The 24,401-nt window shown below is 66.6% G+C and carries 20 protein-coding genes; 9 read left to right on the top strand and 11 right to left on the bottom strand.

The features are described 5' to 3' along the window. Positions 1-18: 18 nt before the first annotated feature. Complete coding sequence (locus tag VUN84_06125; GenBank protein ID XAS65235.1) at positions 19-621, top strand: 4'-phosphopantetheinyl transferase superfamily protein; 603 nt, start codon at positions 19-21, stop codon at positions 619-621. A gap of 1,439 nt (positions 622-2,060) precedes the next feature. Here VUN84_06125 and VUN84_06130 read toward each other — a convergent pair. The 7 genes from VUN84_06130 to VUN84_06160 form a co-directional block, all read right to left on the bottom strand. Beyond that, positions 2,061-3,839 (bottom strand): molybdopterin-dependent oxidoreductase, encoded by a 1,779-nt coding sequence (locus VUN84_06130; GenBank protein XAS65236.1) that lies wholly within the window; start codon positions 3,837-3,839, stop codon positions 2,061-2,063. Positions 3,840-4,426: 587 nt separating this feature from the next. Beyond that, entirely contained in the window at positions 4,427-4,687 is a 261-nt protein-coding gene (locus VUN84_06135) for a hypothetical protein (protein XAS65237.1), read from the bottom strand. A 28-nt stretch (positions 4,688-4,715) separates the two neighbouring features. Next, positions 4,716-4,838, bottom strand: coding sequence for a hypothetical protein (locus VUN84_06140; protein ID XAS65238.1), 123 nt, complete (start codon positions 4,836-4,838; stop codon positions 4,716-4,718). 146 nt (positions 4,839-4,984) lie between these two features. Then, on the bottom strand, positions 4,985-5,545 hold the full coding sequence (locus VUN84_06145; GenBank protein ID XAS65239.1) for a hypothetical protein: 561 nt from the start codon (positions 5,543-5,545) through the stop codon (positions 4,985-4,987). Between the two features lie 350 nt (positions 5,546-5,895). After that, positions 5,896-6,645, bottom strand: coding sequence for a CPBP family intramembrane glutamic endopeptidase (locus tag VUN84_06150; GenBank protein XAS65240.1), 750 nt, complete (start codon positions 6,643-6,645; stop codon positions 5,896-5,898). Continuing rightward, positions 6,572-7,075 (bottom strand): hypothetical protein, encoded by a 504-nt coding sequence (locus tag VUN84_06155; protein ID XAS65241.1) that lies wholly within the window; start codon positions 7,073-7,075, stop codon positions 6,572-6,574. The genes VUN84_06150 and VUN84_06155 overlap by 74 nt, the downstream gene beginning before the upstream one ends. After that, positions 7,072-7,527 carry an ABC transporter permease gene (locus VUN84_06160; protein ID XAS65242.1) on the bottom strand — a complete coding sequence of 152 codons (456 nt, stop codon included), beginning with the start codon at positions 7,525-7,527 and terminating at the stop codon, positions 7,072-7,074. Before VUN84_06160 ends, VUN84_06155 begins: the two co-directional genes overlap by 4 nt. A gap of 74 nt (positions 7,528-7,601) precedes the next feature. Between VUN84_06160 and VUN84_06165 the strand changes: the two genes are divergently transcribed. Together VUN84_06165 and VUN84_06170 are read left to right on the top strand one after the other, a co-directional pair. After that, positions 7,602-7,787 (top strand): hypothetical protein, encoded by a 186-nt coding sequence (locus tag VUN84_06165; GenBank protein ID XAS65243.1) that lies wholly within the window; start codon positions 7,602-7,604, stop codon positions 7,785-7,787. A gap of 665 nt (positions 7,788-8,452) precedes the next feature. Continuing rightward, positions 8,453-10,300, top strand: coding sequence for a DUF222 domain-containing protein (locus tag VUN84_06170; GenBank protein ID XAS65244.1), 1,848 nt, complete (start codon positions 8,453-8,455; stop codon positions 10,298-10,300). Positions 10,301-10,342: 42 nt separating this feature from the next. On the opposite strand, the gene VUN84_06175 is transcribed toward VUN84_06170, so the two are convergent. The 4 genes from VUN84_06175 to VUN84_06190 all read right to left on the bottom strand — a co-directional run bounded on the left by VUN84_06175 (position 10,343) and on the right by VUN84_06190 (position 18,139). Next, positions 10,343-11,728 carry a M1 family metallopeptidase gene (locus tag VUN84_06175; GenBank protein XAS65245.1) on the bottom strand — a complete coding sequence of 462 codons (1,386 nt, stop codon included), beginning with the start codon at positions 11,726-11,728 and terminating at the stop codon, positions 10,343-10,345. A 44-nt stretch (positions 11,729-11,772) separates the two neighbouring features. Further along, positions 11,773-15,648 (bottom strand): Pls/PosA family non-ribosomal peptide synthetase, encoded by a 3,876-nt coding sequence (locus VUN84_06180; protein XAS65776.1) that lies wholly within the window; start codon positions 15,646-15,648, stop codon positions 11,773-11,775. A gap of 247 nt (positions 15,649-15,895) precedes the next feature. Then, positions 15,896-16,861: a quinone oxidoreductase gene (locus VUN84_06185; GenBank protein ID XAS65246.1), complete on the bottom strand. Its 966-nt coding sequence runs from the start codon at positions 16,859-16,861 to the stop codon at positions 15,896-15,898. 186 nt (positions 16,862-17,047) lie between these two features. After that, a complete protein-coding gene (locus VUN84_06190; protein XAS65247.1) occupies positions 17,048-18,139 on the bottom strand; it encodes an acyl-CoA desaturase in 1,092 nt (363 codons plus the stop codon). A gap of 223 nt (positions 18,140-18,362) precedes the next feature. On the opposite strand from VUN84_06190, the gene argC reads away from it, so the two are divergent. From argC to VUN84_06220, 6 genes are read left to right on the top strand one after another with little or no spacing between them, the layout of a single operon-like run. Further along, entirely contained in the window at positions 18,363-19,394 is a 1,032-nt protein-coding gene (argC, locus tag VUN84_06195) for an N-acetyl-gamma-glutamyl-phosphate reductase (protein ID XAS65248.1), read from the top strand. Further along, positions 19,391-20,557: a bifunctional glutamate N-acetyltransferase/amino-acid acetyltransferase ArgJ gene (gene argJ, locus VUN84_06200; GenBank protein ID XAS65249.1), complete on the top strand. Its 1,167-nt coding sequence runs from the start codon at positions 19,391-19,393 to the stop codon at positions 20,555-20,557. Before argC ends, argJ begins: the two co-directional genes overlap by 4 nt. Positions 20,558-20,566: 9 nt before the next feature. Continuing rightward, complete coding sequence (gene argB, locus VUN84_06205) at positions 20,567-21,523, top strand: acetylglutamate kinase (protein ID XAS65250.1); 957 nt, start codon at positions 20,567-20,569, stop codon at positions 21,521-21,523. Further along, positions 21,520-22,794, top strand: coding sequence for an acetylornithine transaminase (locus tag VUN84_06210; GenBank protein XAS65251.1), 1,275 nt, complete (start codon positions 21,520-21,522; stop codon positions 22,792-22,794). The genes argB and VUN84_06210 overlap by 4 nt, the downstream gene beginning before the upstream one ends. Continuing rightward, the gene (argF, locus tag VUN84_06215) at positions 22,791-23,834 is read left to right on the top strand and encodes an ornithine carbamoyltransferase (protein XAS65252.1); all 1,044 of its coding nucleotides are present in this window, start codon (positions 22,791-22,793) and stop codon (positions 23,832-23,834) included. Before VUN84_06210 ends, argF begins: the two co-directional genes overlap by 4 nt. Further along, positions 23,834-24,364 (top strand): arginine repressor, encoded by a 531-nt coding sequence (locus VUN84_06220; protein ID XAS65253.1) that lies wholly within the window; start codon positions 23,834-23,836, stop codon positions 24,362-24,364. Before argF ends, VUN84_06220 begins: the two co-directional genes overlap by 1 nt. Positions 24,365-24,401: the final 37 nt, after the last annotated feature.

Genomic DNA, 24,401 nt, shown 5'->3' on the forward strand with positions numbered 1-24,401 from the left:
GGGGCAGTTCTCGACTCTGTGGAACGTGTACGGGCCGCCCGCATCGCGGACCCCCTCGTGCGGCACGACTTTCTCTCCGGCAGGATGGCACTGCGCGGATTCGCGGCGGAGATCCTCGGCGTACACCCCGAAGATCTGTCAGCGAACTATTCGTGCCCGGACTGCGGCACAGGCCCGGAGCTTGACCACGGCCGGCCCGGCTACCGGGTCGACGGAGGAGCCGCGTGTCTCACCCTCAGCCTGTCCCGCAGCCGGGGCTGGGCCCTGCTGGCCGCCAGGGGTCTGGGGGCGAACGGTGCACTTGCGGCCTCTGTCGGCGTCGACCTGGAGCACAGCGCCGGTGTGACGTTTCCCGGGTTCGACGCCGTTGCCCTCACACCGTCCGAACGGCAGCTTCTACGCGCCCTGGCGCCGGATACGGCGACTCTGTGGCGGGCGTCCGCGTGGGCCCGCAAGGAGGCCCTGCTGAAGTCCCGGGGTACCGGATTGCGGGTCGACCCGGCCACGGTGGAGGCATTTGTGGCACCCGGGAACGGCGGCCTGCTTCTGGACTTGGACGCTGTGGCGCTGGGACTGCCCGCGGGCTTCGTCGGCGCGCTGGCCGCCGTCGACGCCGCCTAGCAGGTTACGCCCAGCCGGGTACTTTGCAGCGGGAGGCGTCCTCCAGCGCTTCCGTGAGCCATCGCACGGCAGTCCAACGGGAAGGGGCTCCGGGTCAGTGCGTCGGGACGCGGCGACGATCCGGTTGTCGTCTCGTGGCAACGACAGCAGGGGTGCTGGGAGATGTCACGGTTGGCTTTTCGCGGCTACCGTCGCCGGTGGGTTCCGGCGGCAAAGCTCATCATCATCGGGCTCGTTGCGGTCCCGGCTGTCGGCATTTGTGCACCACGTGGTTGATAACGCTGTTGGGCGCACGACGGTGGCGGCAGATGCCGACGCCGCAGCAGAGCGGCGCTGGGCCGGATACGGCAGTGAACCCGCCGCAGCAGGAAACCCTGCCGCGCTGGCCGTGCCCCTTCAGCAACGCCCGGAAACGACTGCAGTGCTGGCCTTTTCTGCCCCGGCCCGGGCCTGTCTACCGGGGACGCCGTCGGCGTTGCAGTCGACTTTGCGGACGTGGCCAGTGATGCCCTGCGCCGTGGCATCAGAATCTGCTCAGCGGATCTGCTCAGCGGATCTGCTCGGCGGTCATCGAAGGGCGCGATGGAGGGCAGGACAGCGATCAACCTCGCCTGCGGGGTGATCATTGCGCAGAGCAGGTGCTCGCAGGAGGAAGCCTCCGACGTCCTTCCTCAGGCCTCGATCAGCCGCAACCAGAAGTTGCACACCATGGCCGCAGAGATTCTCAGGCGTTGCTTCGACACCGCCGGAACGACAACCCGTGGCCTAACAACCCGTCAAGCCGGCAGGACAGGTGCCTGGACGGGGTGCATGGATGGGGCGCAGATTTGAGCCGCGGATGATGGGGCCGACACGCCTCAGAGGATGCCCTGCCGGTTCTTCCCGGCGCTGATCCCGCCCCAGTTCGTGATCGATGATCTCCAGCATCTGCCGGCTCGTGAAGTTGTCGCGAGTACCGAGTAGCTCAACCATGTTGAGCAGGATTCGGCCCACGACCGGGGCCGAGAGTTCCGGAAGCGACCGCGCCGGGTCGAGGACTGTCGGCGCCATTTTCGTGCGCGGGTGTGGGGATTCTGCGGTGAGCCGCGCTTCTGAAACGGGTAAGGACGGGGCCGGGTCGCCGAATGAGGGATGCCGGCCGGACCGGTACGCAGAGGCGATGATGGGTTCGAGTCCGTTGAGGACAGTCCGGTTCCCGGGAAGAACCACGGGGGCCAGGAACTCCGTTCGAGGGTGGCGGTGTTTGCCGCCGCCGCTGCCGCCCAGAACTGATCGATCACCCATGGCTGTGCCTATCCCGACGTGGTTCTGACGTCACCTGCGGCGTGAGCCGTGTTTTTGGTGCGTACCCGTGAAGACGATCCGCTGCGACCGTAACCATCATGGGCCCGATCGGCACCGCTCCTTGGCGACGGAAGGAAGGAAGGGTTTCGATTCGGTCATATGGATTGCCGGTAGCCAAAGAACTCGTGGTCGTTGTTGTAACCGCCCAGCCCGCCCCCGATGTCCGCAAAGCTTTCGACGAACTCGATGGCTTGGATCCACTTCACCATTTTGAATCCGAGCTCGACTTCGTTGCGAAGGCGAAGCGGTGCCCCGTGGCCGAACGAAACGGGTGCGCCGTTCATGTCGTACGCGAGCATCGTGAGGTGGTAGCTCATCTGCTCGATGGCGTGGGCGTCATAGTAGAGACCGCCCTCCGGGCCGTTGGCGAACGAGTAGAAGACCACCCATCTGGCTTCGGGCTTTGGACGGACGGTGTCCAGGATCGTCTGCATGGAAATCCCGCCCCACTTTGCCACGCCGGACCAGCCTTGAATGCAGAAATGCTGCGTAATCTGCTCCTGATAGGGAAGTGCCCGGAGCTCCCCGAGGGACAGCTCGACCGGGTTCTCGACGAGGCCGCCGACAGCGAGCTTGAAACCGATGAAGCCATCCGCCTGGAGTTGCTTGTACTTTGCGCTGTCGGGGTAGTTGCCGTTGTGCCAGAAATAGGGCGAGACGTCTTTCTCTGTGTACTCGCCGGGTTTCGAGTCGACATGTTCGAACAGCCGCTGAGCGGGTCCTACGAGTGCGTAACCCAGGCGTTGCACGACCCGCGGATGGCGATACGTGAACGGGGTCGCGGCGACCCACCCGACGATGATCACGACCATTGAGGCGGCGAAAATCCAGAACCCGGTCCAGGATGCCGTGTTCTGCGAAGCGTAGATGTGGTTCAGATTGCGCAGGGCACCGGTGGTGAACACAAGAGCGACGTGAATGACGATGAAGAGGATGAACCAGCACAGCACGAAGAAGTGCAGGGACCGGGCCACCTGGATGTTGAAGAACCGGCTCACCCAACGGAACCGGGTGGACAACGCCGGGGACATGCCGAGCCCGGTCAGGAGCGCCACCGGCGGGGCGATGAACACCGTGATGAAGTACGCGAGAAGTTGCAGGCTGTTGTAGTTGTTCCACCCGCTCTCGACCGGCCAGCGCAGCGAGAGGTACTGAATCGCGACCGAAACGGCGTTCGGGAAAACATCCCACCGCACCGGGACCAACCGCATCCACTGTCCGGTGGTAAACAACAGGATGTAGAAGACGACGCCGTTTGCCAGCCACAGAGTGTCGATGCCCAGATGCCACCAGCGGGCCAGACCGATCGAATGCCGCCGACCCGGGAGACCGACACCGTCAGGCAGCGTGATGGAGTCCTGCTTCGCCGTATAGAGCGGGGCCGTGGGCACGGGCTTCTGCACCCGGAACCAGTCCTTGCCGGGCGTCGAGTGGCGGGTCCAATAGAGCCGCGGATGGTCTGCGAGGATCGTCACCCCGGAACGGATGATGAAGATCATGAAGAACATGTTGAGGAAGTGCTGCCAGCCGACCCACGCGGGCAATCCAACCGGAGCATTCGGCAGCGGCTGTGACTCGCCGGGATAACGCTGGAGGAAGGCCTCCACCTGAGGCAGTTCACGGATGCCCTGGGCGACCGCCACCCCGACGATTAGCAGCAGCAGCCCGATAGGGATCAGCCAGAGAAGGTTGAACCATTTGTTCTGTCCGATTCTGATTCTTGGCGCCACTCCGTATTGCGGCTGAACTCCGCCAGCCCAATGCTCGTCGACGGCAGAATAACGGGTGGCGTCGAGCTCGCTGCGGATGCTCATCCGTGCTGCCGCGCTGAACCCTGCGGCGGGAGGAGACGGTTCATTCGAAGGTTCACTCATACGCCCAACCTAGCCCTCACGCGAACAAGCGCTGCATCACTCCATATCCCAGCCTCCCGCCCGTCAAGGGGACGGGGGAGGGCTTCAGGGACCTGTCACCTCGATAGTTCTCCCCAGCCAGATGACAAATATGCTAGGGCGAGCCGTACGCAAGGGCCCCCGCGAAGGCCGTGCCGTTACGTCCGATAACCGGGCCGGGGACAGCCGGATCAACGTGGCCCCGGTGGGGCCATCGAAGCCGCCGCGGCATCCCGTCAGAGCGCGGGCCAGTTCGCGGGATCGTAGCCAAACCGTCCGCCGCAAGTTTCCCTTACTGTCGGCGCCGGGCGGTCCGCCGGAGGCTCTCGCGGGTCTTTCTGCCTGAGCGTCCGTGGTGCCGGACATGCACGCTGCCCGGCGGCGGCACCGGGTGCGTCCTGATCTGTGGACATGCGGATTCCCCCTAGTTCATGGACTGCGTGGACACCGGCCCGATACCTGGACCGCCGTGCACCTCACAGCACGCTAGTGGCCACGGGCGGCACCGTCATAGGGGCTTTGTGCCTTATCCTGCCACCGCGATGACGTTCTCCGCGGAGCGGTTGTTCTCATCGATGAGCGCCGGGTCGGCATAGTTGTGGATCGTCATCAGCCGGATCTGTTCGAGGTCCCGCTCGGAGCAGACCCCGTCCGATGGTGACGAGGGCTGAGACTTCCCCGGGGAAGCGGTTCACATAGTCCAGGCTGTCGATTCCCGCCAGGGAGTGGGCTATCAGGGCGTAGGAATCGTCCACACCCGGCGTCGAGAGTGTGGCATGCAGTTCGGTGGAGATGTTCTTCACGGTGCGGTGCGGTGCAGTGCGTGACATCCAGGTCGCTGTCGCCATATCCGGACCGTTAGATCACGAGAACGGTGGAAGCGTCGTCGAGCCCGCTTATCAGGGGTGTGACGTCCGGTACCGGCGAGGCGGTGTCGTCACCGCTGAGCAGCACCACGATCTGTTTGCCCTGCCCTGTCACGGATCCGTTGACCTGGCCCCCGTCTCTGCCGATCCTCTCGTTATACGGGTGCAGCAGATTCCTTACGATGCTTCCACGGGCGGTGCCAACGGCATCCGGTTTCGGCCGCCGTCGGCGGGCACCCGGGCAGGGCCCGAGCCGGCACGTCAGCGTCCCCGGCTAAGCGGGGTGTTCTCCAGGGAGCGGGCGGACGAGCGAAGCAGGAAAGCGAAGACCATGAGCAGTGCCCCGGTGAACCATCCGCCGACGGTGGACGGGACGGGCAGCCCAGACAGGAGGAGGACGCCTGGTACCACCAGTGCTGCGGACAGGACGGCGAACAGGCGCATGCCGTAGAGGAAGACGAAGGGGAGGTAGTGCGCCCCGACGATGACCATGCCAGCTGGAAAGAACAGGTCAGTGCGTCCGTCGAGCATGGCCACGATCACGAAAAAGCCGATCGGTACCGTGAACGCTATCTGCATCGCCAGGGGTGCCATCGGGTGCCCGGCCGGCAACGACGAGGGCCGTCCGGAAAGCCGAATGACGAGTGTCGTCAGCGGGTAGATCAGCATTCCACCGAAGAACAGTGCGCCGACAGCGGCCGGTGGAGAGAACCATGTGGCCGCCGCGGCGGCCACAAGCCACACCGCCCCGGACACCAGCTGACCGTAGAATCCGCCCGCATAGACGCGCCGCACATCGCGTTGGGCTGCGGCGATCGACACCTATCCGGCCCTGCCCGTCAGGGCGGATTCCACTGGGACCAGGTCGGTGTGCGCGATAGACCCGCAGGCCATCCTGACCCTGTCAATGTGCACGCGCGCTTCGACCATGATTCTTCCCCCGGATTCGGCCGTGGCGGCCGTTGGCCCCACTCTAGACCCCATGAGGTGTGGTGGCTCCGATGCAGGGCTGCAACCACAGGCACTGCAGCTGTGAGGGCCATACCGCCGGCGTGGAACCCGAGGACGCCTGACGCGGTGGCGTGCAGGGGTGGCGTCCTCCCTGGTTGGAGCAGGGGCGGGGTTCCTACTACTCCTGCTATTGACTGACGATGCTCGGTGGTGCTCCAGCTTCATGCCACCTTGAGGGCCGGGGCGCTGACCGCAGGGCCGGTCGTGGCGAGGCGATTGCGCAAGAACAGAATGTAGGGGATCATCACGGCCGCGATGATTCCTACCGTCACGGAGTCCCCGACCACGGAGTGCGCGGTAATCGTGCCGCTGATGTTGAACAGGATGTGGAAGGCAACGCCGGGCATGATGCTCCCGGTGAGCGCCACGCAGTATGCCAGGGCAATGCCGATGAGCACTGCCGCGACCACCTGCAGGGCCTGGTCAGTGGGCGAGTATCCCCGCAGGAGGTTAACGATGTGCCCCAGGCCGAAGGTGACTCCTGAAATGATGATCGCGCGGGTGAAGCTGCCGCGCGTCCGCAGCGCCTGGAGCAGGAAACCGCGGAAGAGGAGCTCCTCAATGAAACCCACGGCCGCCATCAAAAGAATCGCGAAGACGATGGCTTCCAGGTCAAGTCCGGGCGCGAATCCTTTGGTGTACGCCAGGAATGCGATCGCGAATAGAGGAAGGTAGAAGAGCGTGGGTGGCAGTGTGCCGGGCTGCACGGGACACACCCCGTAGAACGTAAGCCGGCCACCCACGCGCAGGTAGATGATGAGCACGATCGACAGAATAATCAGCACGATGCCCGTGAGGCCGGGGAAGCCGAGTGCTTCCCCGATGATGTCGCCGATGTTAACGGCGACGAGGTAGATCGCAATCCAGATCAGTGCGTGCCCGATGGGCTTGGTGTCCTTTAGCTTGCGCATGTGACTCCTCCGATGGGTGATCCGCGATAGCGGGTCTTGGCCGGACTATGTATCTTGCCGGGACTGGGTGAGCTGCCGGGGTTCGCGGCGTGGGGTTCCAGAGCAGATGGTGGAAGCGTTCAGGAAAAGCCGTCAACGCCCGCGCGTGCCGGCGGGGACGGAGTCGTTTCCCGGTGAGGGCGTTGCGTTTGCGGAAGGTTCCGGCGAGGGAGAGTTTGCCTGAGTATTGGATGGATCCGTAGCGGAAGAGGTGGACGGCGAAGCGGAGGATGAGGAACCCGATGACGAGGAACCCGATGACGAGGGTGGCCTTGAGGGTGCTGAGGGTCCCGATGCCGTTGCGAAGCATGGCGGTCACGGGGGTCGAGAGCGGGAAGTACGTGAAGATCTGCACGATGGGTGCCCGGTGGTCCAAGAGGATAAGAGTCACGGCGAAGAAAGGGGACGAAAATCAGGGCCATGAGAGGGGTCCGAAGATCGTTCCGGCGTCTTTGGCGGTGGGCATGATCGCGCCGATCGCGACGAGACACCGGTGAAGTCCGTGAAGCCTCCGATGAGCAGCAGCGCTCCGACGATCATGGTCCATGGTTCGAAGCTGAGGTGGGAGAGGTCGACGTCGGGGAGGGCGAGTTTTTCCCGGAAGAAGAGGTAGCCGATGACGACGAGGGTCTGAAAGACCAGGATTTGGGCGAGGCTGACCATGAAGCGGGCGATGACTTTGCCAACGATCAGTGTGGTGGGGTTCAGGGTGGTGAGGACCATTTCGGTGACCCGGTTCTCTTTTTCCTCCAAAGTCGAGTTGAGCATCTGGCTGGAGAGCAGAATGATCGAGACGTAGTCCTGAAGGTGTATCAGCGGACCGGCCGCGTCCCCCAACGTCATGCCCTCACTCTAACCGGGGTGCACAAGGGTGCCATGTGGCCCTGCCGCACGCTCCCGTGCCGTACCGTGAGCCCATGGACTCTCCCCAAAGACCGCGGCTGCGGGTAGTCGCCTTCATCGCTGCGGTGGTGCTCGGTACAACCGTGGTCATCGTCTTAACGCGCTGGGTGACTGGTTCCTGGTCCACCGGCGCGACGGCCGGAGTCATTGCCGGCACACTGTCCGCAGCAATGTACCCGCTCCTGTTTCGCAAGCGCTGACCGCCCCTAACCAACGGAAGTCACGCCAATCCATTTTCCCGACCAGGGCGTGGTCTGACCGCAACCACGACCGGCACCGTCACGACCGGCACCGTCACGACCGGCACCGCTGAGCCCGTAGCCGCACCGGTTCTTCCCGCGGACGACAGGGCAGGCGACGGGTACAACTGGGTGGACACCCTCGAAGTCACGCCGTGGTTTGGGCTGCCGGGGCAGCGAAGGCTGGGACGCCGGATCCTGGCCCTGCATCATCTTCGCCGTCGCCCGCACCCGCGATGAGGACGGGAACTTGTTCGGCTATGGCACCTGCGTCGAAGGCGACGTCTCCACGCACTGGTTCCGGGCCCAGGTCCCTTGTTGAGAAGCGATCACCGCCGACGTGTTCTTCCACTGGGCATCCGGCCAGTCCCACGGTCCGGACAACCTCCCGCCACCGCCACCGACCTGCCGGACCCGGCTCGGAAGCTCTACCCCGGCTGGACAGACTAAAAGTGCTCCGGTGCTCCGGCCGGGACACCCGAAAGGTACACCGACATCCGTGGACACAGCATTGAGATTCCTTCGCTTCGAAGAAGCTGACGAAGCGTGTGCTGTCGATTCCGTGTCTCCGGTGCCCCAGCAGCGGTGGGATCAGGATTGTCGGTGCCCCGGTTTAGTCTGAAGGTGTGAAGAGCGGGGAAGCTTTGAGCAGGGAGTGCGTGGAGGCGGTGGGTGCCGTTGCCGGCTCTGTTGCGGCGCTTGCCGCGATCTTCGGGGCGGACCTGCCCGGTGGGGGGCCGGGTTCCGCGGAGCCGGGCGGGGCGGGTGGGGATCTGTTGCGGGACGTCGCGGATGCGTGTCTGGAGGGGTTGGCTGAGGTGGCGCGGTTGGAGGCCCGGGCCGCGGCGGTGAAGGTCCGGTTGACCGGTGAGTATGTCCGGGCCGCGGAGGCACTGGCCCCGCCGGCGGTCTCGCCGCAGCAGCGCACCGCGTGGGAGATGGCGGTCGTGGCGGAGGTCGCGTGTGTGTTGACGGTCAGCGAACGTGCTGCCGGGGCTTTGATCTGCGAGTCCCGGGCACTGTGCTCGGGGTTGCCGTTGACTCTGGCGGCGTTGCAGGCCGGGGAGTTGTCCTGGCAGCACGCCCGGGTCATGGTCGGGGAGAGCACCGGCCTGGACCGGGGAGGGACGGCCGGGCTGGAAGCGCATTTTTTGGATCCCGCGGCGCCGAACCCGGCCCGGGGCTGCCCGGCCGGGGAGCTTGTCCCGGGCCGGTTCCGGGCCAAAGCCCGGACCTGGCGTGAACGCCACCACCCGGTCAGTATCGAGGCCCGGCACGCGACCTGCGTCGGGGACCGGCGGGTGGAGTTCGTCCCGGACCGGGATGGCATGGCCTGGTTCTCGGCCTACCTCCCGGCCGTGACCGCGTCCGCGGCCTGGGACCGGGCCACCACCGCCGCGCGCGCCCTTCAGGGCCCGGCCGAGACCAGGACCTTGACCCAGCTCCGCGCTGACATCACCGCGGCGTGGCTGCTGACGGGCGGGACAGATCGAACGGATGCCACGGGTGGAACGGATGGAACGGATGGAACGGATGGAACGGGTGGAACGGGTGGGACGGGGACAGGGGGTGTGCCGTCGCCGCGGGCGCAGGTCCTGATCACCGTCCCGGTGCTCTCACTGCTCGGTCTTACCGGGGAACCGGCGGTGTTGGACGGGTACGGGCCGGTTCCGCCGTCGGTGGCCCGCCGCCTGGTCGCCGACGGGTCCGGGTCCTTTTACCGGGTCCTGACCGATCCCCGCGACGGGGCACCGTTGGAGATCGGCCGGAGCAGTTACCGGCTCACCACCTCCCAGCGGCAGTGGCTGCGGCTCCGGGACGGGAAGTGCCCCTTTCCAGGGTGTAACAATGCTTCCCTGGACAACGAAGCAGACCACCTGTTGGCCTGGGCCGACGGCGGCACCACCGGGATCACGAACCTCGGCCAGCCCTGCCGCAAACACCACCGCCTCAAACACACCTCAGCCTGGACACCCACCGGGGCCAGCAAAAACCACCCGCCCGGATGGACCTCACCAATGGGACGGCGGTACCCCAGCGAATCCCAGGACTGGGAACCACCACCCTGGCCAGCCATCCTCGCAGCACTGACCCAGCCCCCGGACCGGGGCTCCCCGGCGGAGAAGACCCCGGACCGGCAAGCGGACCCGGGGCCGCCACTGGACAACGGCCAGGGCCGGACACCGCCCGCGGACGAGGAACACGACACGGACCTGGACTGGAACCCGCCACCGGACCAGGAACACGACACGGACGTGGACTGGGACCCGCCACCAGACGAGAGACAGGGCTGGGACCCGCCCGCGGACGAGGAACAGGACACGGACGTGGATTGGAACCCGCCACCAGACAAGAACCCGGGCTGGGACCTGGACGCGGAGCTGGACTCGGGACTGCCGCCGGACCCCGGCCCGGACCCCGACCAGGAACTCCCCGTCGACCCTCTACCCGCAAAGTACCAACCCGCGGCCTGAAAGGACCCTCGGCGAGCACGTGGAGAAAAGAATCCCCCGAGTTTAGTCGCTGCCTGGCAAGGGTGGCAGCGCTTCCTGATACAACCACGGGTGAAGGAGAGTTTCGGTGTCGAGCCCGGTCGCATGGTCAGCGGTAAGGATGAACTGCGCCGTCGAGACAGAGCCATGACGGTTCTGGCCGGCCCAGTCGTGGAGCAGGGAGAAAAATGCCAGGTCGCCGCAGCGCAGGCGCAGGGCATGCAGTGCCAAGGCGCCGCGTTTATAGACGCGGTCATCGAACATGAGCTCCGGTCCAGGGTCGCCCACCAGCAAGTCCTGCTTGCCGGCCTTGAGTTTCCGCCACGCACCTGCCGCGCGGCGCGCCACAGACATAATGCCGGCTTCCTCGGACCAGATCCATTCCGCGTAGCAGGCGAATCCCTCGTGGAGCCAGATGTCCTTCCATGAGGCCGCCGTCAGCGAATTGCCGAACCACTGATGGGACAATTCATGGGCAATGAGCCGCTGGGACTCCCAGTCCTGCGTCAAGTGGTTGGGACCGAAGATGGACAGGCTTTGCGCTTCCAATGGGATTTCCAGGTCGTCCCCGGTCACCACGGCCGTGTATTCCGAAAAGGGGTAGGGCCCGAAACAATCGATGAAGGTGCGCATCATCTCGGGTTGTCGCGTCAGCCCCGCGCGGGCCATATCCGCCAGCACCGCCGGAACGGCCGCATACTGCGGTACGTGGGATTCCGGATGGCCGGGATTGAGCACCAGGAGTTCATAGCGGCCGATTTGTACTGTGGCGAGGTAGGTGGACATGGGCTCGGTTTGCTCATAGATCCAGGTCTCGCGGCTCGACCGGCTGGTACGGGAGACCAGGAGGCCATTGCACACGGCCCGGTAGTTGGCGTCGGTGGTCACCGAAATCCGGTAGCTTGCCTTGTCCAGCGGGTGGTCGTTGCAGGGAAACCAGGACGGCGCGCCGTTGGGCTGCCCGGCCACGAGCACCCCGTCGGTCAGTTCTTCCCAGCCCACTTCGCCCCACAAACCCCGGCGGGGAGAAGGGTTGCCCTCGTAGCGGATATCCAGGATGAAGTCCTCGCCCGGGAGCAATGCGGCCTCGGGAACCACGACGAGCTGGTCGGCCCGGTGGCTGAACTTTCGAACCTTTCGGCCGCCGAGCTGAATCTTCGTGGCCCGGAGCCCGGTCAGATCCAGGACGATGGCCGACGTCGGCCGCTGGGTCACGCCGTGGACCACAGCGCGCCCGTTCAGGCGGTTGCTGCTGAGCTTATAGTCCAGCTCGATTTCATAACGGGTAACACGGTAGGCGTCGGTGCCATGCCCTGGCAAGTAAGGATCCGGAGAGACGGCGGGTTGATCGGAGGACGGGAGTCCTCCGGTGCCAGCGGCAGCGGTGGAACTCTGGGGGCTGGAACTCATCGAGGGACCTTCGGGATTGCAGGAGCGTATTGGGTTGGGGCTGGCTACTTCGACGTGGGGGATGGCGCAGCAGGCCCACCCCACGGACTGACCGGATTACCCATCCAGTACGTCCCGGCGGGCACCGTCTCACCCCGCATCACGAGGGACGCCGGGCCCACCGTGCCGCCCTTGCCGATCCGGGCCTGCGGAAGGATCACTCCGTGCGGGCCCATCGTTGCCCCATCTTCGAGCGTAACAGTGTCAATGCTCATCACGCGGTCGTGGAACAAATGGGTCTGGACGACGCAGCCCCGGTTGACCGTGGAGTTCTTCCCCAGGGTCACGAGGTCTGCTTCGGGCAGCCAATAGCTTTCGCACCAGGTGCCGGCGCCGATCTTTGCGCCGAGGGCCCGGAGCCACCAGACCAAGGCCGGTGTTCCGGTGGCGGAGCGGGCGAACCAGGGGGCGCTGACCATTTCGATGAACGTGTCAACCACCTCGTTGCGCCAGATGAAAGAGCTCCACAGCGTGTGCTCGCCGGGTTTGATGCGTCCCACCAGCAACCATTTCGCTACGACGGCGCTGCCGGCAGCCACGGCGCCGGCGATCAGGACCACGACGCCGCCCAAGAGTGCCGCGACGCCGTAATTGGAGACCGCGGCAAGCCAATCGAGGGCAATCAAGACGCCGGCCGCGATCGCAACCGTCGCCACGACCGGGACGAAGCGGCACAGTTCCCACAGCGCGCGGGCGATCTTTAGTTTCCGTGGCGGCTGGTACGTCCTGGTGTCATCGGAGGCGATGGCGGTGCGCCGGAGCCGGACCGGCGGGCTGCCCAACCAGGAAGTCCCGGACTTCGATTTTGCCGGGGTAGCGGAAAGCACTGCCACCAGGGAGTTCTTGGGCACACTGCGTCCGGCCGCGGTCATCCCGGAGTTGCCGAGGAACGAGCGTTTGCCGATCTTGGCGGGGGCGATCCGCAACCACCCGCCGTCGAGTTCGTAGGTGGCCACCATGGTGTCGTCGGCAAGGAATGCGCCCTCGCCCACCGTGGTCATCTTCGGGATCAGCAGAACAGTTGACGCTTCCACGTTTTTGCCGATTCTGGCGCCGAGCAGACGCAGCCAAACAGGCGTGAAGAGGCTGGCATAGATGGGAAAGAGCAGGTCTCGGGCCATGTCCAGCACCCGCTCGGTCGCCCAGACCTGCCAGCCGATCCTGCTGCGCACCCGGTAGTAGCCTTCGGCCAGCCCCGCGCCGAGAAGTCGGGTGGTGGCAAGGATCAGCACAAGGTTTAAAAGGAACCAGACCAGGGCTGCCGGCGGCAGAGACAGCAGGACCTGGGGGAGCGCGGCCGTCAGTGATTCGCTGCCCCGGATGAACGCGAAGACCACAGAAGCTGCCCCGGCAGCGGACAGAAAGGGGATCAGGGCCAGGGCGGCGGAGGCGGTGGCGAAGCCGGCGAACCAGAGCCGGCCGATCAGCGGATTCTCCGGGGGAGTGTCCGGCCAGGTGTGCTTGGCTTTGCCCCGCCGCTCAGCGGGAGACCCCGACACGAGTTGGCCGGCCTTCACCTTGCCCAGCACGGCCGATCCGGCGGCCACCTGGGCCCCGGCTCCGATGGTGGCACCGGGCATCAGAGTGCTGCGGCTGCCGACCGCAGCGCCGGGCCCGATGTGGATGGCGCCGATGTGGACGATGTCGCCGTCGATCCACCAGCCGGAAAGATCGACTTCAGGTTCAATGTTGCAACCGCTGCCAAGCGAGAGCAGGCCGGTAACGGGAGGCAGTGAGTGGAGCTGGACGTTGTGGCCGATTTTCGCCCCGAGGGCCCGGGCGTAATAGGGCACCCAGGGGGCGCTGGCCAGGCTGACCGCGCCTGCCAGGTCCTGGATCTGCTCCGCCAGCCAGAGGCGGAGATGCACCCGGCCGGAGCGTGGGTAGGCTCCCGGGACCACCCCGCGGAGCAGTAGGCGGGCGGCGGAGACGGAGATCAGCATCCGGCCGGCAGGGCTGACGAAAACGAGCCAGGAGGCCGCGACCCACCACCAGGACACGGTGGGCGCAGCCGTGAAACCGGCAAAGGAGAAGAGCAGGTTGTTAGCAGCCATGAGATATGTCAGCCAGCGCATGCCTACCAGGAGGTGCAACGGTATGCCCATGAGCGTCTGAAAGACCTGCGATTTGCGGGCCGTGGGCCGGACTGTGCGCTCCGGGACCGGAACCAGTCCTCCGTCGGGCAGCGACTGTCGCGCGGTGTCGATGAGCGCCCCGACCCGGGGGGTCGCGTAAATGTCCGCAACCGTGATGGTGGGAAAGCGCACGCGAAGGGCGGACACAAGCTGCGCAGCGGCCAGCGACCCGCCCCCGTAGGCGAAGAAGTCGGCGTCGAGGCTGGACACCGCATTCCCCAGCACCGCGCTCCACTGCTCCACGATCCACGAGGCATCCTCAGGAAGGTTCAACGGGGCCGCATCGGCGCCGGCAGCGCCGGCGCCGGCCAGCGGCCACGGCAGCGCACGGCGGTCCACCTTGCCGCTGGTCTTGGTGGGCAGCGAATCAACGACTGTCAGCAGCGGGATGAGCGCAGCCGGCAGGCTTTCACCGAGGGCTTCCCGGGCGGCGGCCAGATCGAGCCCGCGTCCCTCTGCCGCTGCGAGGTATCCGACGAGGATCTGGTTGCCGGCCGCCGTTGTCTGCACCGTCGCCGCCGCGCCGGCGACATCAGGCAGAGCCTGCAGGGCGGCATCGATCTCGCCCAACTCAATCCGGCGTCCACCGAGCTTGACCTGCTCATCGGCGCGGCCCTGGAAAATCAGCCCCTCAGCTTCATAGCGGACCAGGTCTCCGGAGCGGTACGCACGGGTCCAGCCCAGCGACGGCATGGGGGCATATTTCTCGGCGTCCTTCGCCGGGTCCAGGTACCGGGCCAGGCCAACGCCGCCAATGATCAGTTCACCGATCTCGCCTTCGCCGACAGGTACGGCGTTGGCGTCGACGACGGCGAGGTCCCAGCCGTCCAGGGGAAGGCCGATCCTGATCGGACCGGGACCGCCCATCCGGGCGGCGCAGGCGACGACTGTGGCCTCGGTGGGTCCGTACGTGTTCCAGACCTCGCGACCCTCGACGGCCAGCCGTTCGGTGAGCTCCGGCGGGCAGGCTTCCCCGCCGAAGATGAGCAGGCGGACGCTCTCCAGAGCCTCTACCGGCCAGAGAGCGGCGAGGGTGGGCACAGTGGAGACGACCGTGATGCCGTGGCTGATCAGCCACGGGCCGAGGTCCATGCCCGTCCGGACGAGGGCCCGCGGCGCCGGCACAAGGCAGGCGCCGTACCGCCAGGCGAGCCACATCTCCTCACAGGAGGCGTCGAAAGCAACGGACAGTCCAGCCAGGACACGGTCCTGCGGGCCGATCGGATCGTCCTGGAGGAAAAGCCGGGCCTCGGCGTCAACGAAGGCTGCCGAGGACCGGTGCCGCACCGCGACGCCCTTGGGGGTCCCCGTGGACCCGGACGTGAAGATCACCCAGGCGTCGTCCTCCGGGCCGGGGAGCCGGGGAGCGGGAAACGGGCGGGGGCGCAAGCTGTTCGTCACGATCTCGCCGCCGCGCAGGACACCGGCCACCCTCGCCTCACCGAAGACGAGTTTGGCCCGTTCATTGGGATCATCGGCGTCCACCGGGACATAGGCCGCCCCAACCATCAGGATGGCCAGGATGGAGACGTAGAGCAGGTTGGAGCCGGACGGAATCCGGACGCCGATCTTGTCGCCCGCTCCCAGGCCGGCGGCGTGGAGCTCCCGCGCCTTGGCCCGGACCGCTACCAACAGCTGGGCATAACTGAGCGACTGATGCCCGTCATCGAGCGCAGAGGCATCCGGGAAACGCCCGGCCGTGTCCTTCAGGATGTCAACGAGCGTCCGCTCCGGCGGCGTCGCCAGGGTGCCCGCAAGCTGCGCCTGGAAGGCCGCTCCGGCAGTGGCAGCAGCCCGCGGAAGGTCGCTGTGCTGGGTTTGTTGTTGCTCAGTCACGGGGAAATCGTCTCCGGCTTAGGTGAACGGAAGGTTATCCGGCGTCGCACGTGCGTTAACGGTGCCGCTCGTGTGTTAATACCGTGCGTCGGCCCGGACGAACGCACCAGAGTCCCATTATGTGCCTGGAATCTCAGGCGCGGACCCGGGGACCGGTTCAGGGAACCAGGAGGACTTTTCCAGTGGTGCGCCGCTGCTCCAGGTCATCATGCGCCTGGGCGGCTTCGGCAAGGTCGTAGCGGGCGCCGACCCGGACCTTGAGGGACCCGTCGGCAACCGAGGCGAAGAGCTCATCCGAACGCCAGCGGCGCTCCTTGGCGTCACGCAGGAAATGCACGATCGTCGGCCGCGTCAGGTACAGCGAGCCGCTGGCGTTGAGCCGCTGCGGATCGAAGGGGGGCACCGGACCGGACGCGGCGCCGAAGAGAACAAGGGTCCCGCGGATGCGAAGGGAGGCCAGGGACCCGTCAAAGGTGTCCTTCCCGACGCCGTCGTACACCACATGCGCGCCGGCGCCGCCGGTCAGCTCGCGGACCCTGACGGCGAAGCCCTCGTAGCGCAGCACATGGTCAGCGCCGGCTTCCCGGGCCAGCGACTCCTTCTCGTCGGTAGAGACGGTGGTGATGACGTGGGCACCCCGGGCTTTGAGCAGCTGGATCAGCAGGAGTCCGACGCCGCCCGCTCCGGCATGCAGCAGGACCGTGTGGCCCGGCTCCACTTTGAACGAGGAGTTGATCAGGTAGTGCGCAGTAATGCCCTGCAGCGGCAGAGCCGCGGCCGTGAAGTCGTCCACACCGGCGGGGACCGGCAGCGCCTTGTCCTCATCGATCAGGGTGTAACCGGCGTAGCAGTTGGCGCCTTCGGCCGTGGCCACCCGGTCACCGGATGAAAAACCGGTCACTCCGGCGCCGATCTCCGCCACAGTTCCGGAGGCCTCGGAGCCTGGGGTGAAGGGGTAACCCACCTTGTAGCTGCCGCTGCGTTTGTAGGTGTCGATAAAGTTCACGCCGATGGCGGCAACCTTCACCAGCAGCTGGCCGGGTCCCGGGACCGGGCGCTCCACCTCCGACAGCTCAAGGACCCGGGGGCCGCCGGATTCGCGGGCGACGATTGCATGCATCATGTGACTCCTTGCTGGGCTGGGATCCCTCGGCGCGGATTCCGGGCCGCAAATACCGGCCCTCATCCTGTCCCCATCCTAAGGACACCGGCACCAACGACGAAGTGACGGCCGCTATCCGGCCGTCACTTCGGGTCGAACTGGAAGATCACGTCAATTATTTTCGCGTCCGCGGAGGCGGGTAGCTACTTAGTATCGGCGGGTGACAGTAGCCATCGGGCACTCGAAATGGCGTCCGGCGGAGAGCCCGACGTCGTTGAGGTACCGGACGATGATGCCGTAGGACTGCAGAAGGGTGGTTTCCGTGTAGGGAACCTGGTGCTTCGCGCAGAACTCGCGGACAATCACGGCAGCCTTGTCGAGCTGGGGCCGGGCCATATCCGGAAAGAGGTGGTGCTCGGCCTGGCGGTTGAGGCCACCGAGGAGGATGTCCATGAACCGCCCGCCGGAAATATTGCGGGACGTGAGCACCTGGCGGCTGAAGAAGTCCACCCGGCTGTCGGCCGGCAGGACCGGCATGCCCTTGTGGTTCGGCGCGAAGGAGGCGCCCATGTAGAAACCGAAGACGGCGAGCTGCACACCAATGAACGCGAGCGCCATGCCCCAGGGCAGGAAGGTGAAAGCAAGCACCGGCAGCAGGCTCAGGCGGACCGCGAGGATCGGGATTTCAACCCAGCGGTGCGTGACCTTCGCGCGCTGGAAGATGAACTTGATCGAATCGATCTGCAGGCCCAGGCCCACGAGGAAGAGCAGGGGGAAAAACAGCCAACCCTGTTTGCGGGTTAAGAACGAGAACCGGCCCTGCCGGGTGGCTGCGGCTTCCGGGTAGAACGCGATCGCCCCGGTGGCGATATCCGGGTCCTTGGAAATGACGTTCGGGTGGTTATGGTGTGCGCCGTGTTTCTGCTCCCACCACGAGTAGCTGATCCCGGCGACGGACGTGGCGAGCAGCCTGGCAGCCCAGTCGTTGGCACGGCGGGACGCGAAGATCTGCCGGTGCCCGGCCTCATGGGCGAGAAAGCTCAGTTGGGTGCACAGGACACCCAGGGCGGCAGCGATAAGGAGCTGGAACCAGCTGTCGCCAATCAGTGCGAAGCCGAACCACGTGGCGGTCATCAGCAGGACCAGGACGGCGAACACCGCGATGTAGAAGCCGACGCGCCGCTCGAGCAGGCCTGCGGCCTTGACGGTTTTAAGGAGTTCGGAATAGCTCAGAACGACGGCGTTCGGCTGGCGGATCCGCGAAACGGGGCGATCCGGCGTAGCAGTGGTGGGGGTCATGGAGCACGTGCCTCGTAACTGTTACGGGCAACGCTGCAGCCGACAGTCGGACTGCACCCTCTGGATCACCCTTGGTCAAGCATACGCCCCGCCCGTCACCGCCCACTCCGAAAATGTCTTCGCGTGTGAACGCCGGTGGAGGGCCCGGCAGGCGGCGGGGGCACGAAACAGCGTATGCATAATTATCGGCATCTATGCATACTCTTGCTGTATAGTTCCTGCTATGACTCTTTCTGTTGCCGTCTCCGGCGCAAGCGGCTATGCCGGCGGCGAGGTGCTCCGGCTGCTCGCGGGCCACCCGAATGTCACCATCGGCGCCATCACGGCGCACAGCAACGCCGGTTCCAGACTAGGGGAACTGCAGCCTCATCTCCATGGCCTCTCCAGCCGGATCCTCGAGGACACTACGGTGGAGAACCTGTCCGGACACGACGTCGTATTTCTGGCCCTGCCGCACGGCGCCTCCGCGGAGATCGCCGCGAAACTGCCGGCCGGCACCCTGGTGATCGACGCCGGCGCCGACCACCGGCTCGAGGATGCTGCCGCCTGGGAAAAGTTCTACGGGTCGCCGCACGCAGGCACCTGGCCCTACGGACTGCCCGAACTCCCCGGCCAGCGCGAGGCACTCCGGGGTGCCAGGCGGATCGCTGTCCCCGGCTGTTACCCGACGTCGGCCCTGCTGGCTCTCACCCCGGGCTTCAGCAACCACCTGCTTCAAGCCGACGACGTCGTCATTGTTGCCGCGTCCGGTACCTCCGGGGCCGGCAAGGCTGCCAAGGTCAATCTGATCGGCGCCGAGGTCATGGGTTCGATGAGCCCTTACGGTGTGGGCGGCGGACACCGGCACACCCCCGAAATTGAACAGGGACTCTCCAGGGCGCTGAACGCTCCGGTGACGGTGTCCTTCACGCCCACGCTGGCCCCCATGAGCCGCGGCATCCTCACCACCGCTACCGCGAAGGTGCGGCCCGGCGTCACCGCCGAGGAACTCCGCCAGGCGTGGAGCGAGGCCTATGACGATGAACCGTTCGTGCACCTGTTGCCCGAGGGCCGCTGGCCCTCCACCAAGTCGGTCCAGGGCTCCAACCACGCCGTTCTGCAACTGGCGCTGGACAGCCACACCGGCCGCGTGATTGTCACGTGCGCCATCGACAACCTCACCAAGGGGACGGCCGGCGGCGCTGTGCAGTCCATGAACATCGCCCTCGGCCTGGCGGAAACCGCCGGCCTCGAACTGCAGGGAGTCGCACCATGAGCATTACCGTCCCCCAGGGATTCCGCGCAGCCGGAGTCACCGCCGGCCTCAAGACCTCCGGCAACCCCGACCTGGCCCTCGTGGTCAACGATGGCCCTGTCAAGGCCGCCGCGGCCGTGTTCACCTCCAACCGGATGGCCGCTGCCCCCGTGCACTGGTCCCGCGAAGTGGTCAAGGACGGCCGTGTGGACGCCGTCATCCTGAACTCCGGCGGTGCCAACGCCTGCACCGGCCCGCAGGGTTTCCAGAACACCCACACCACCGCCGAGAAAACGGCCGAAGCGCTCGGCGTCTCGGCCACCGACGTCTTCGTCTGCTCCACGGGCCTGATTGGTGAGCAGCTCCCCATGGAGAAGATTCTCGCCGGAATCGGTGCCGCCACAGCAGCACTCAGCGCCGACGGCGGACCGGAGGCCGCCACCGCGATCATGACCACGGACTCCGTGGCCAAGCAGGCGGTCTTTCTCGGCACCGATGCCGACGGCAAGCAATTCACCATTGGCGGCATGGCCAAGGGCGCCGGAATGCTCGCTCCGGGCCTGGCCACCATGCTGGTGGTCCTCACCACGGACGCGGACGTCCAGCCGGAAATGCTCGACGTCGTGCTGCGCGATGCCACCCGGGTGACCTTTGACCGGGCGGACTCGGACGGCTGCATGTCCACGAACGACACCGTGGTGCTGCTCGCCTCCGGAGCCTCCGGTGCCGTCCCGTCCGCCGTCGACTTCGGCACGGGCCTGACGCAGGTCTGCGCGGAACTGGCCCGGAAGCTGATCGGCGACGCCGAGGGCGCCAGCCATGACATCGCGGTCCGCACGTTCAACGCCTTCAGTGAAATGGACGCCGAAGTGGTCAGCCGGGCCGTGGCCCGTTCCAACCTCTTCAAGGCGGCGATCTTCGGTAAAGACCCCAACTGGGGCCGGGTTCTCTCCGCCGTCGGAACTACCGATGCGGCGTTCGAACCCGACCAGCTCAACGTGTCCATGAACGGCATCCAGATCTGCCGCAACGGCAGTATCGGCGATGACCGCGGCCTCGTGGACCTGGAACCCCGCGAGGTGCTGGTCGAGATCGACCTCCAGGCCGGCAACGCCGAGGCCACGATCTGGACCAACGACCTCACCCACGACTACGTCCACGAAAACAGCGCCTACTCCAGCTAGGGAACGCCAGTGCACACCGAGACCCGCGAAACCACGTCCATGTCCGACGCCCAGGACAAAGCCGGCACCCTGATCGAGGCATTGCCGTGGATCCAGCGCTTCGCCGGGACCACGATGGTGATCAAGTACGGCGGCAACGCCATGGTCAACGACGGGCTCCGCCGCGCCTTCGCGGAGGACGTCGTCTTTCTGCACCACGTCGGGATCCACCCCGTGGTGGTCCATGGAGGCGGCCCGCAAATCAACGCCATGCTCAGCCGGCTCGGGATCGAATCAGAATTTAAAGGGGGATTGCGGGTCACCACCCCGGAGGCCATGGACGTGGTCCGCATGGTCCTCACCGGCCAGGTGGGCCGGGAACTTGTCGGCCTGATCAACTCGCACGGCCCGTACGCTGTGGGCATGTCCGGTGAAGACGGCGGCCTGCTCCGCGCCGTCCGCACCGGCACCGTGGTCGACGGCGAAGAGGTGGACCTGGGCCAGGTCGGTGAGGTCATCGGGGTAAACCCCGAGGGAATCCTGGACATTATTGCAGCCGGCCGTATCCCGGTGATTTCGACAGTTGCGCCGGAGATCTTCGACGACGGAACTGGCGACCCGGGCGCAAAGCAGGCACAGACCACTGGCCAGGTCCTGAACGTCAACGCGGACACCGCCGCCGCCGCCCTCGCCGAAGCTCTGGGCGCCTCCAAACTCGTGATCCTTACCGATGTCGAGGGCCTCTTCGCCAATTGGCCGGACCGCACCTCCCTGATTTCCTCGCTCACCGCGACGGAGTTGCGCGAGCTGCTGCCGCGCCTGGAGTCCGGCATGATCCCGAAAATGGAGGCCTGCCTCACAGCCGTCGAAGGCGGCGTCGAACGGGCGCACATCGTCGATGGCAGGCTGCCGCACTCGATGCTCCTGGAGACCTTTACGACGGCGGGCATCGGCACCCAGGTCGTCCCGGACGAGGAAAACTCATGAACCAACTCGACATATCCCCCGAACTCGGCGAAATCGTCGGAACTGCCGGTCCCGGCAGCGGAGCCGACTGGCTGGCCCGCTACTCCACCTCACTGCTGGGCGTCTTCGGCACCCCGCAGCGCGTCCTGGTGCGCGGTGCCGGCTGCCTCGTCTGGGACGCGGACGGTAAGGAATACCTGGACCTGCTCGGCGGGATCGCGGTCAACGCCCTGGGCCACGCCCACCCGTTCGTCACCTCGGTTGTCGCCAGTCAGCTCGCCACCCTGGGGCACGTCTCCAACTTCTTCACCAGCCCCACCCAGATTGCGCTGGCCGAGAAGCTGCTGGAGATCACCGGGGCTCCAGCCGGGTCCAAGGTATTCTTCGCCAACTCCGGCACCGAGGCCGTCGAAGCCGCCTTCAAGCTGGCGCGGCGCAACGGTGGCATCGGCGATCCTGACGCGGAAGCCAAGCCGCGCACAAAAATCATCGCCATCGAAGGCGCCTTCCACGGCCGGACCATGGGTGCCCTGGCGCTCACCGCCAAAGAGGCCTACCGGGCGCCGTTCGCTCCGCTGCCCGGCGGCGTCGTGCACGTCCCTTTCGGGGACATCGACGCGCTCCGGGCCGCGGTGGATGAGACCACCGCAGCCGTCTTCCTTGAACCCATCCAGGGCGAGGCCGGCGTCCGGCCGCTGCCTGCCGGCTACCTGGCGGCCGCGCGGCAGGCCACCCGCGCCGCCGGCGCCCTGCTGATCCTGGATGAAGTCCAAACCGGGATCGGCCGCACCGGAAAGTGGCTCGCCAGCGCGGACGCCGGGATTGTGCCCGACGCCGTCACCCTCGCCAAGGGCCTCGGCGGCGGATTCCCGATCGGCGCTCTGGTCACCTTTGGCCCGGAGACGTCCGCACTGTTGACCGCCGGCCAGCACGGGACGACGTTCGGCGGCAACCCGGTGGCTACGGCGGCGGCACTGGCCACCCTGCACGTGCTCGGGACCCAGCATGTGCTGGAGCACGTCAGAGACGTGGGGGAGCACCTGCGGGCAGGCCTCACCGCCATCGAGGGCGTCACCGAGGTCCGCGGCGAAGGGCTCCTGATCGGATTCGACCTCGACGCCGACGTCGCCCCCGCCGTGGTGGCCGCGGGACTCGACGCCGGCTTCATCGTGAACAGCCCCGGCCCGCGCACCATCCGCCTCGCGCCTCCCCTGATCCTCACCACCGGGCAGGCCGACCGCTTCCTTGCGGCCCTGCCCGCCCTCCTCCGGACCGCAAAGGACGCCCAGTGACCGCCCCTTCGACTGCAGCCGCACCCACCCGCCACTTCCTCAAGGACACCGACCTCACCCCGGCCGAGCAGGCAGAGGTCCTGGATCTCGCCCTCCGGATGAAGGCCGCCCCGTACAGCATTCAGCCCTTCGCCGCAGCCGGGAGCGCACGCAAGACCGTGGCCGTAATCTTCGACAAAACCTCCACCCGCACCCGCGTTTCCTTCGCCACCGGCATCGCGGACCTGGGCGGCAACGCCCTCATCATCAACCCCGGCGAGGCCCAGATCGGGCACAAGGAATCAGTCGAGGACACCGCGAGAGTCCTCGAACGCATGGTGTCCACCATTGTCTGGCGCACCGGCGCCCATGCCGGTCTGGTCGCCATGGCCGGGAATTCCCGCGTTCCCGTTATCAACGCCCTGTGCGATGACTACCACCCCTGCCAGCTCCTCGCGGACCTGCTGACCATCAAAGAACACAAGGGCGGGCTGGCGGGACTCACCATGACCTACCTCGGCGACTCGGCCAACAACATGGCCAACTCCTACCTGTTGGCAGGCGTCACTGCGGGTATGCACGTCCGGATCGCCGGACCCGACGGCTACCTGCCGTCCCCGGAGATCATCGCGGCCGCCGAGGACCGGGCGGCGGAGACCGGAGGCTCGGTGCTCGTCACGGTGGACGCCGCCGAGGCGCTGCTCGGAGCCGACGTCGTGGCCACCGACACGTGGGTGTCCATGGGCCAGGAGGACGAGAAAGCGGCCCGGATGCAGCTGTTCCGCGGCTACGCGGTGGATGAAGCGGCCATGAAGCTCGCGGCGCCGGACGCCGTCGTACTCCATTGCCTGCCCGCCTACCGCGGCTATGAGATCGCCGCCGGTGTGATTGACGGCCCGCAGTCCGTGGTGTGGGACGAGGCCGAGAACCGGCTGCACGCCCAGAAGGCGCTGATGGCGTGGCTGATGCACCGCTCCGGCCTCGCCGTGGTCGATGGGCTGGCGCCGGTTGATGGGCTGGCGCCGGTTGATGGGCTGGCGCCGGCGGAGGGCCTCGGATAATGTCCGTCCAGCCAGCTTCGCCGGGGGCCAGCCCGGCCACGAAGACGGCCCGGCAGGCGCGCATCACCGCGATCCTCACCGGCGAGTCCGTCCGCTCCCAGGCGGAACTCGCGGCGCTGCTCGCGGACGACGGCGTGCAGGTCACCCAGGCCACACTGTCCCGCGACCTCGTGGAGCTCGGCGCTGTCCGGGTCCGCGGCAAGGAAGGCGTCCTCGTCTACGCGGTACCGGGAGAGGGCGGGGAACGCGCCGCCCGGAGCGGCGTCACCCAGGAAATCCTCGACGCGCGGCTGGCCCGGCTCTGCGGGGAACTGCTGGTCACGGCCGAGGCATCAGCGAACATCGCGGTGCTCCGGACTCCGCCGGGCGCGGCCAACTTCCTGGCCCTCGCCATTGACCACTCCGTCATGCCGTCCGTTCTGGGCACCATCGCGGGGGACGACACCGTGCTGCTGGTCAGCCGGGACGCCCTGGGCGGCGCGGCCCTGGCTGCGCGGTTCCTGCAGCTGGCTGAGGAAGCCGGCCAATGATTTTTCATCACACACCTAAGATTTCCCAAACAACTAA

Source organism: Micrococcaceae bacterium Sec5.8 (assembly GCA_039636775.1).
Lineage (GTDB): Bacteria > Actinomycetota > Actinomycetes > Actinomycetales > Micrococcaceae > Arthrobacter.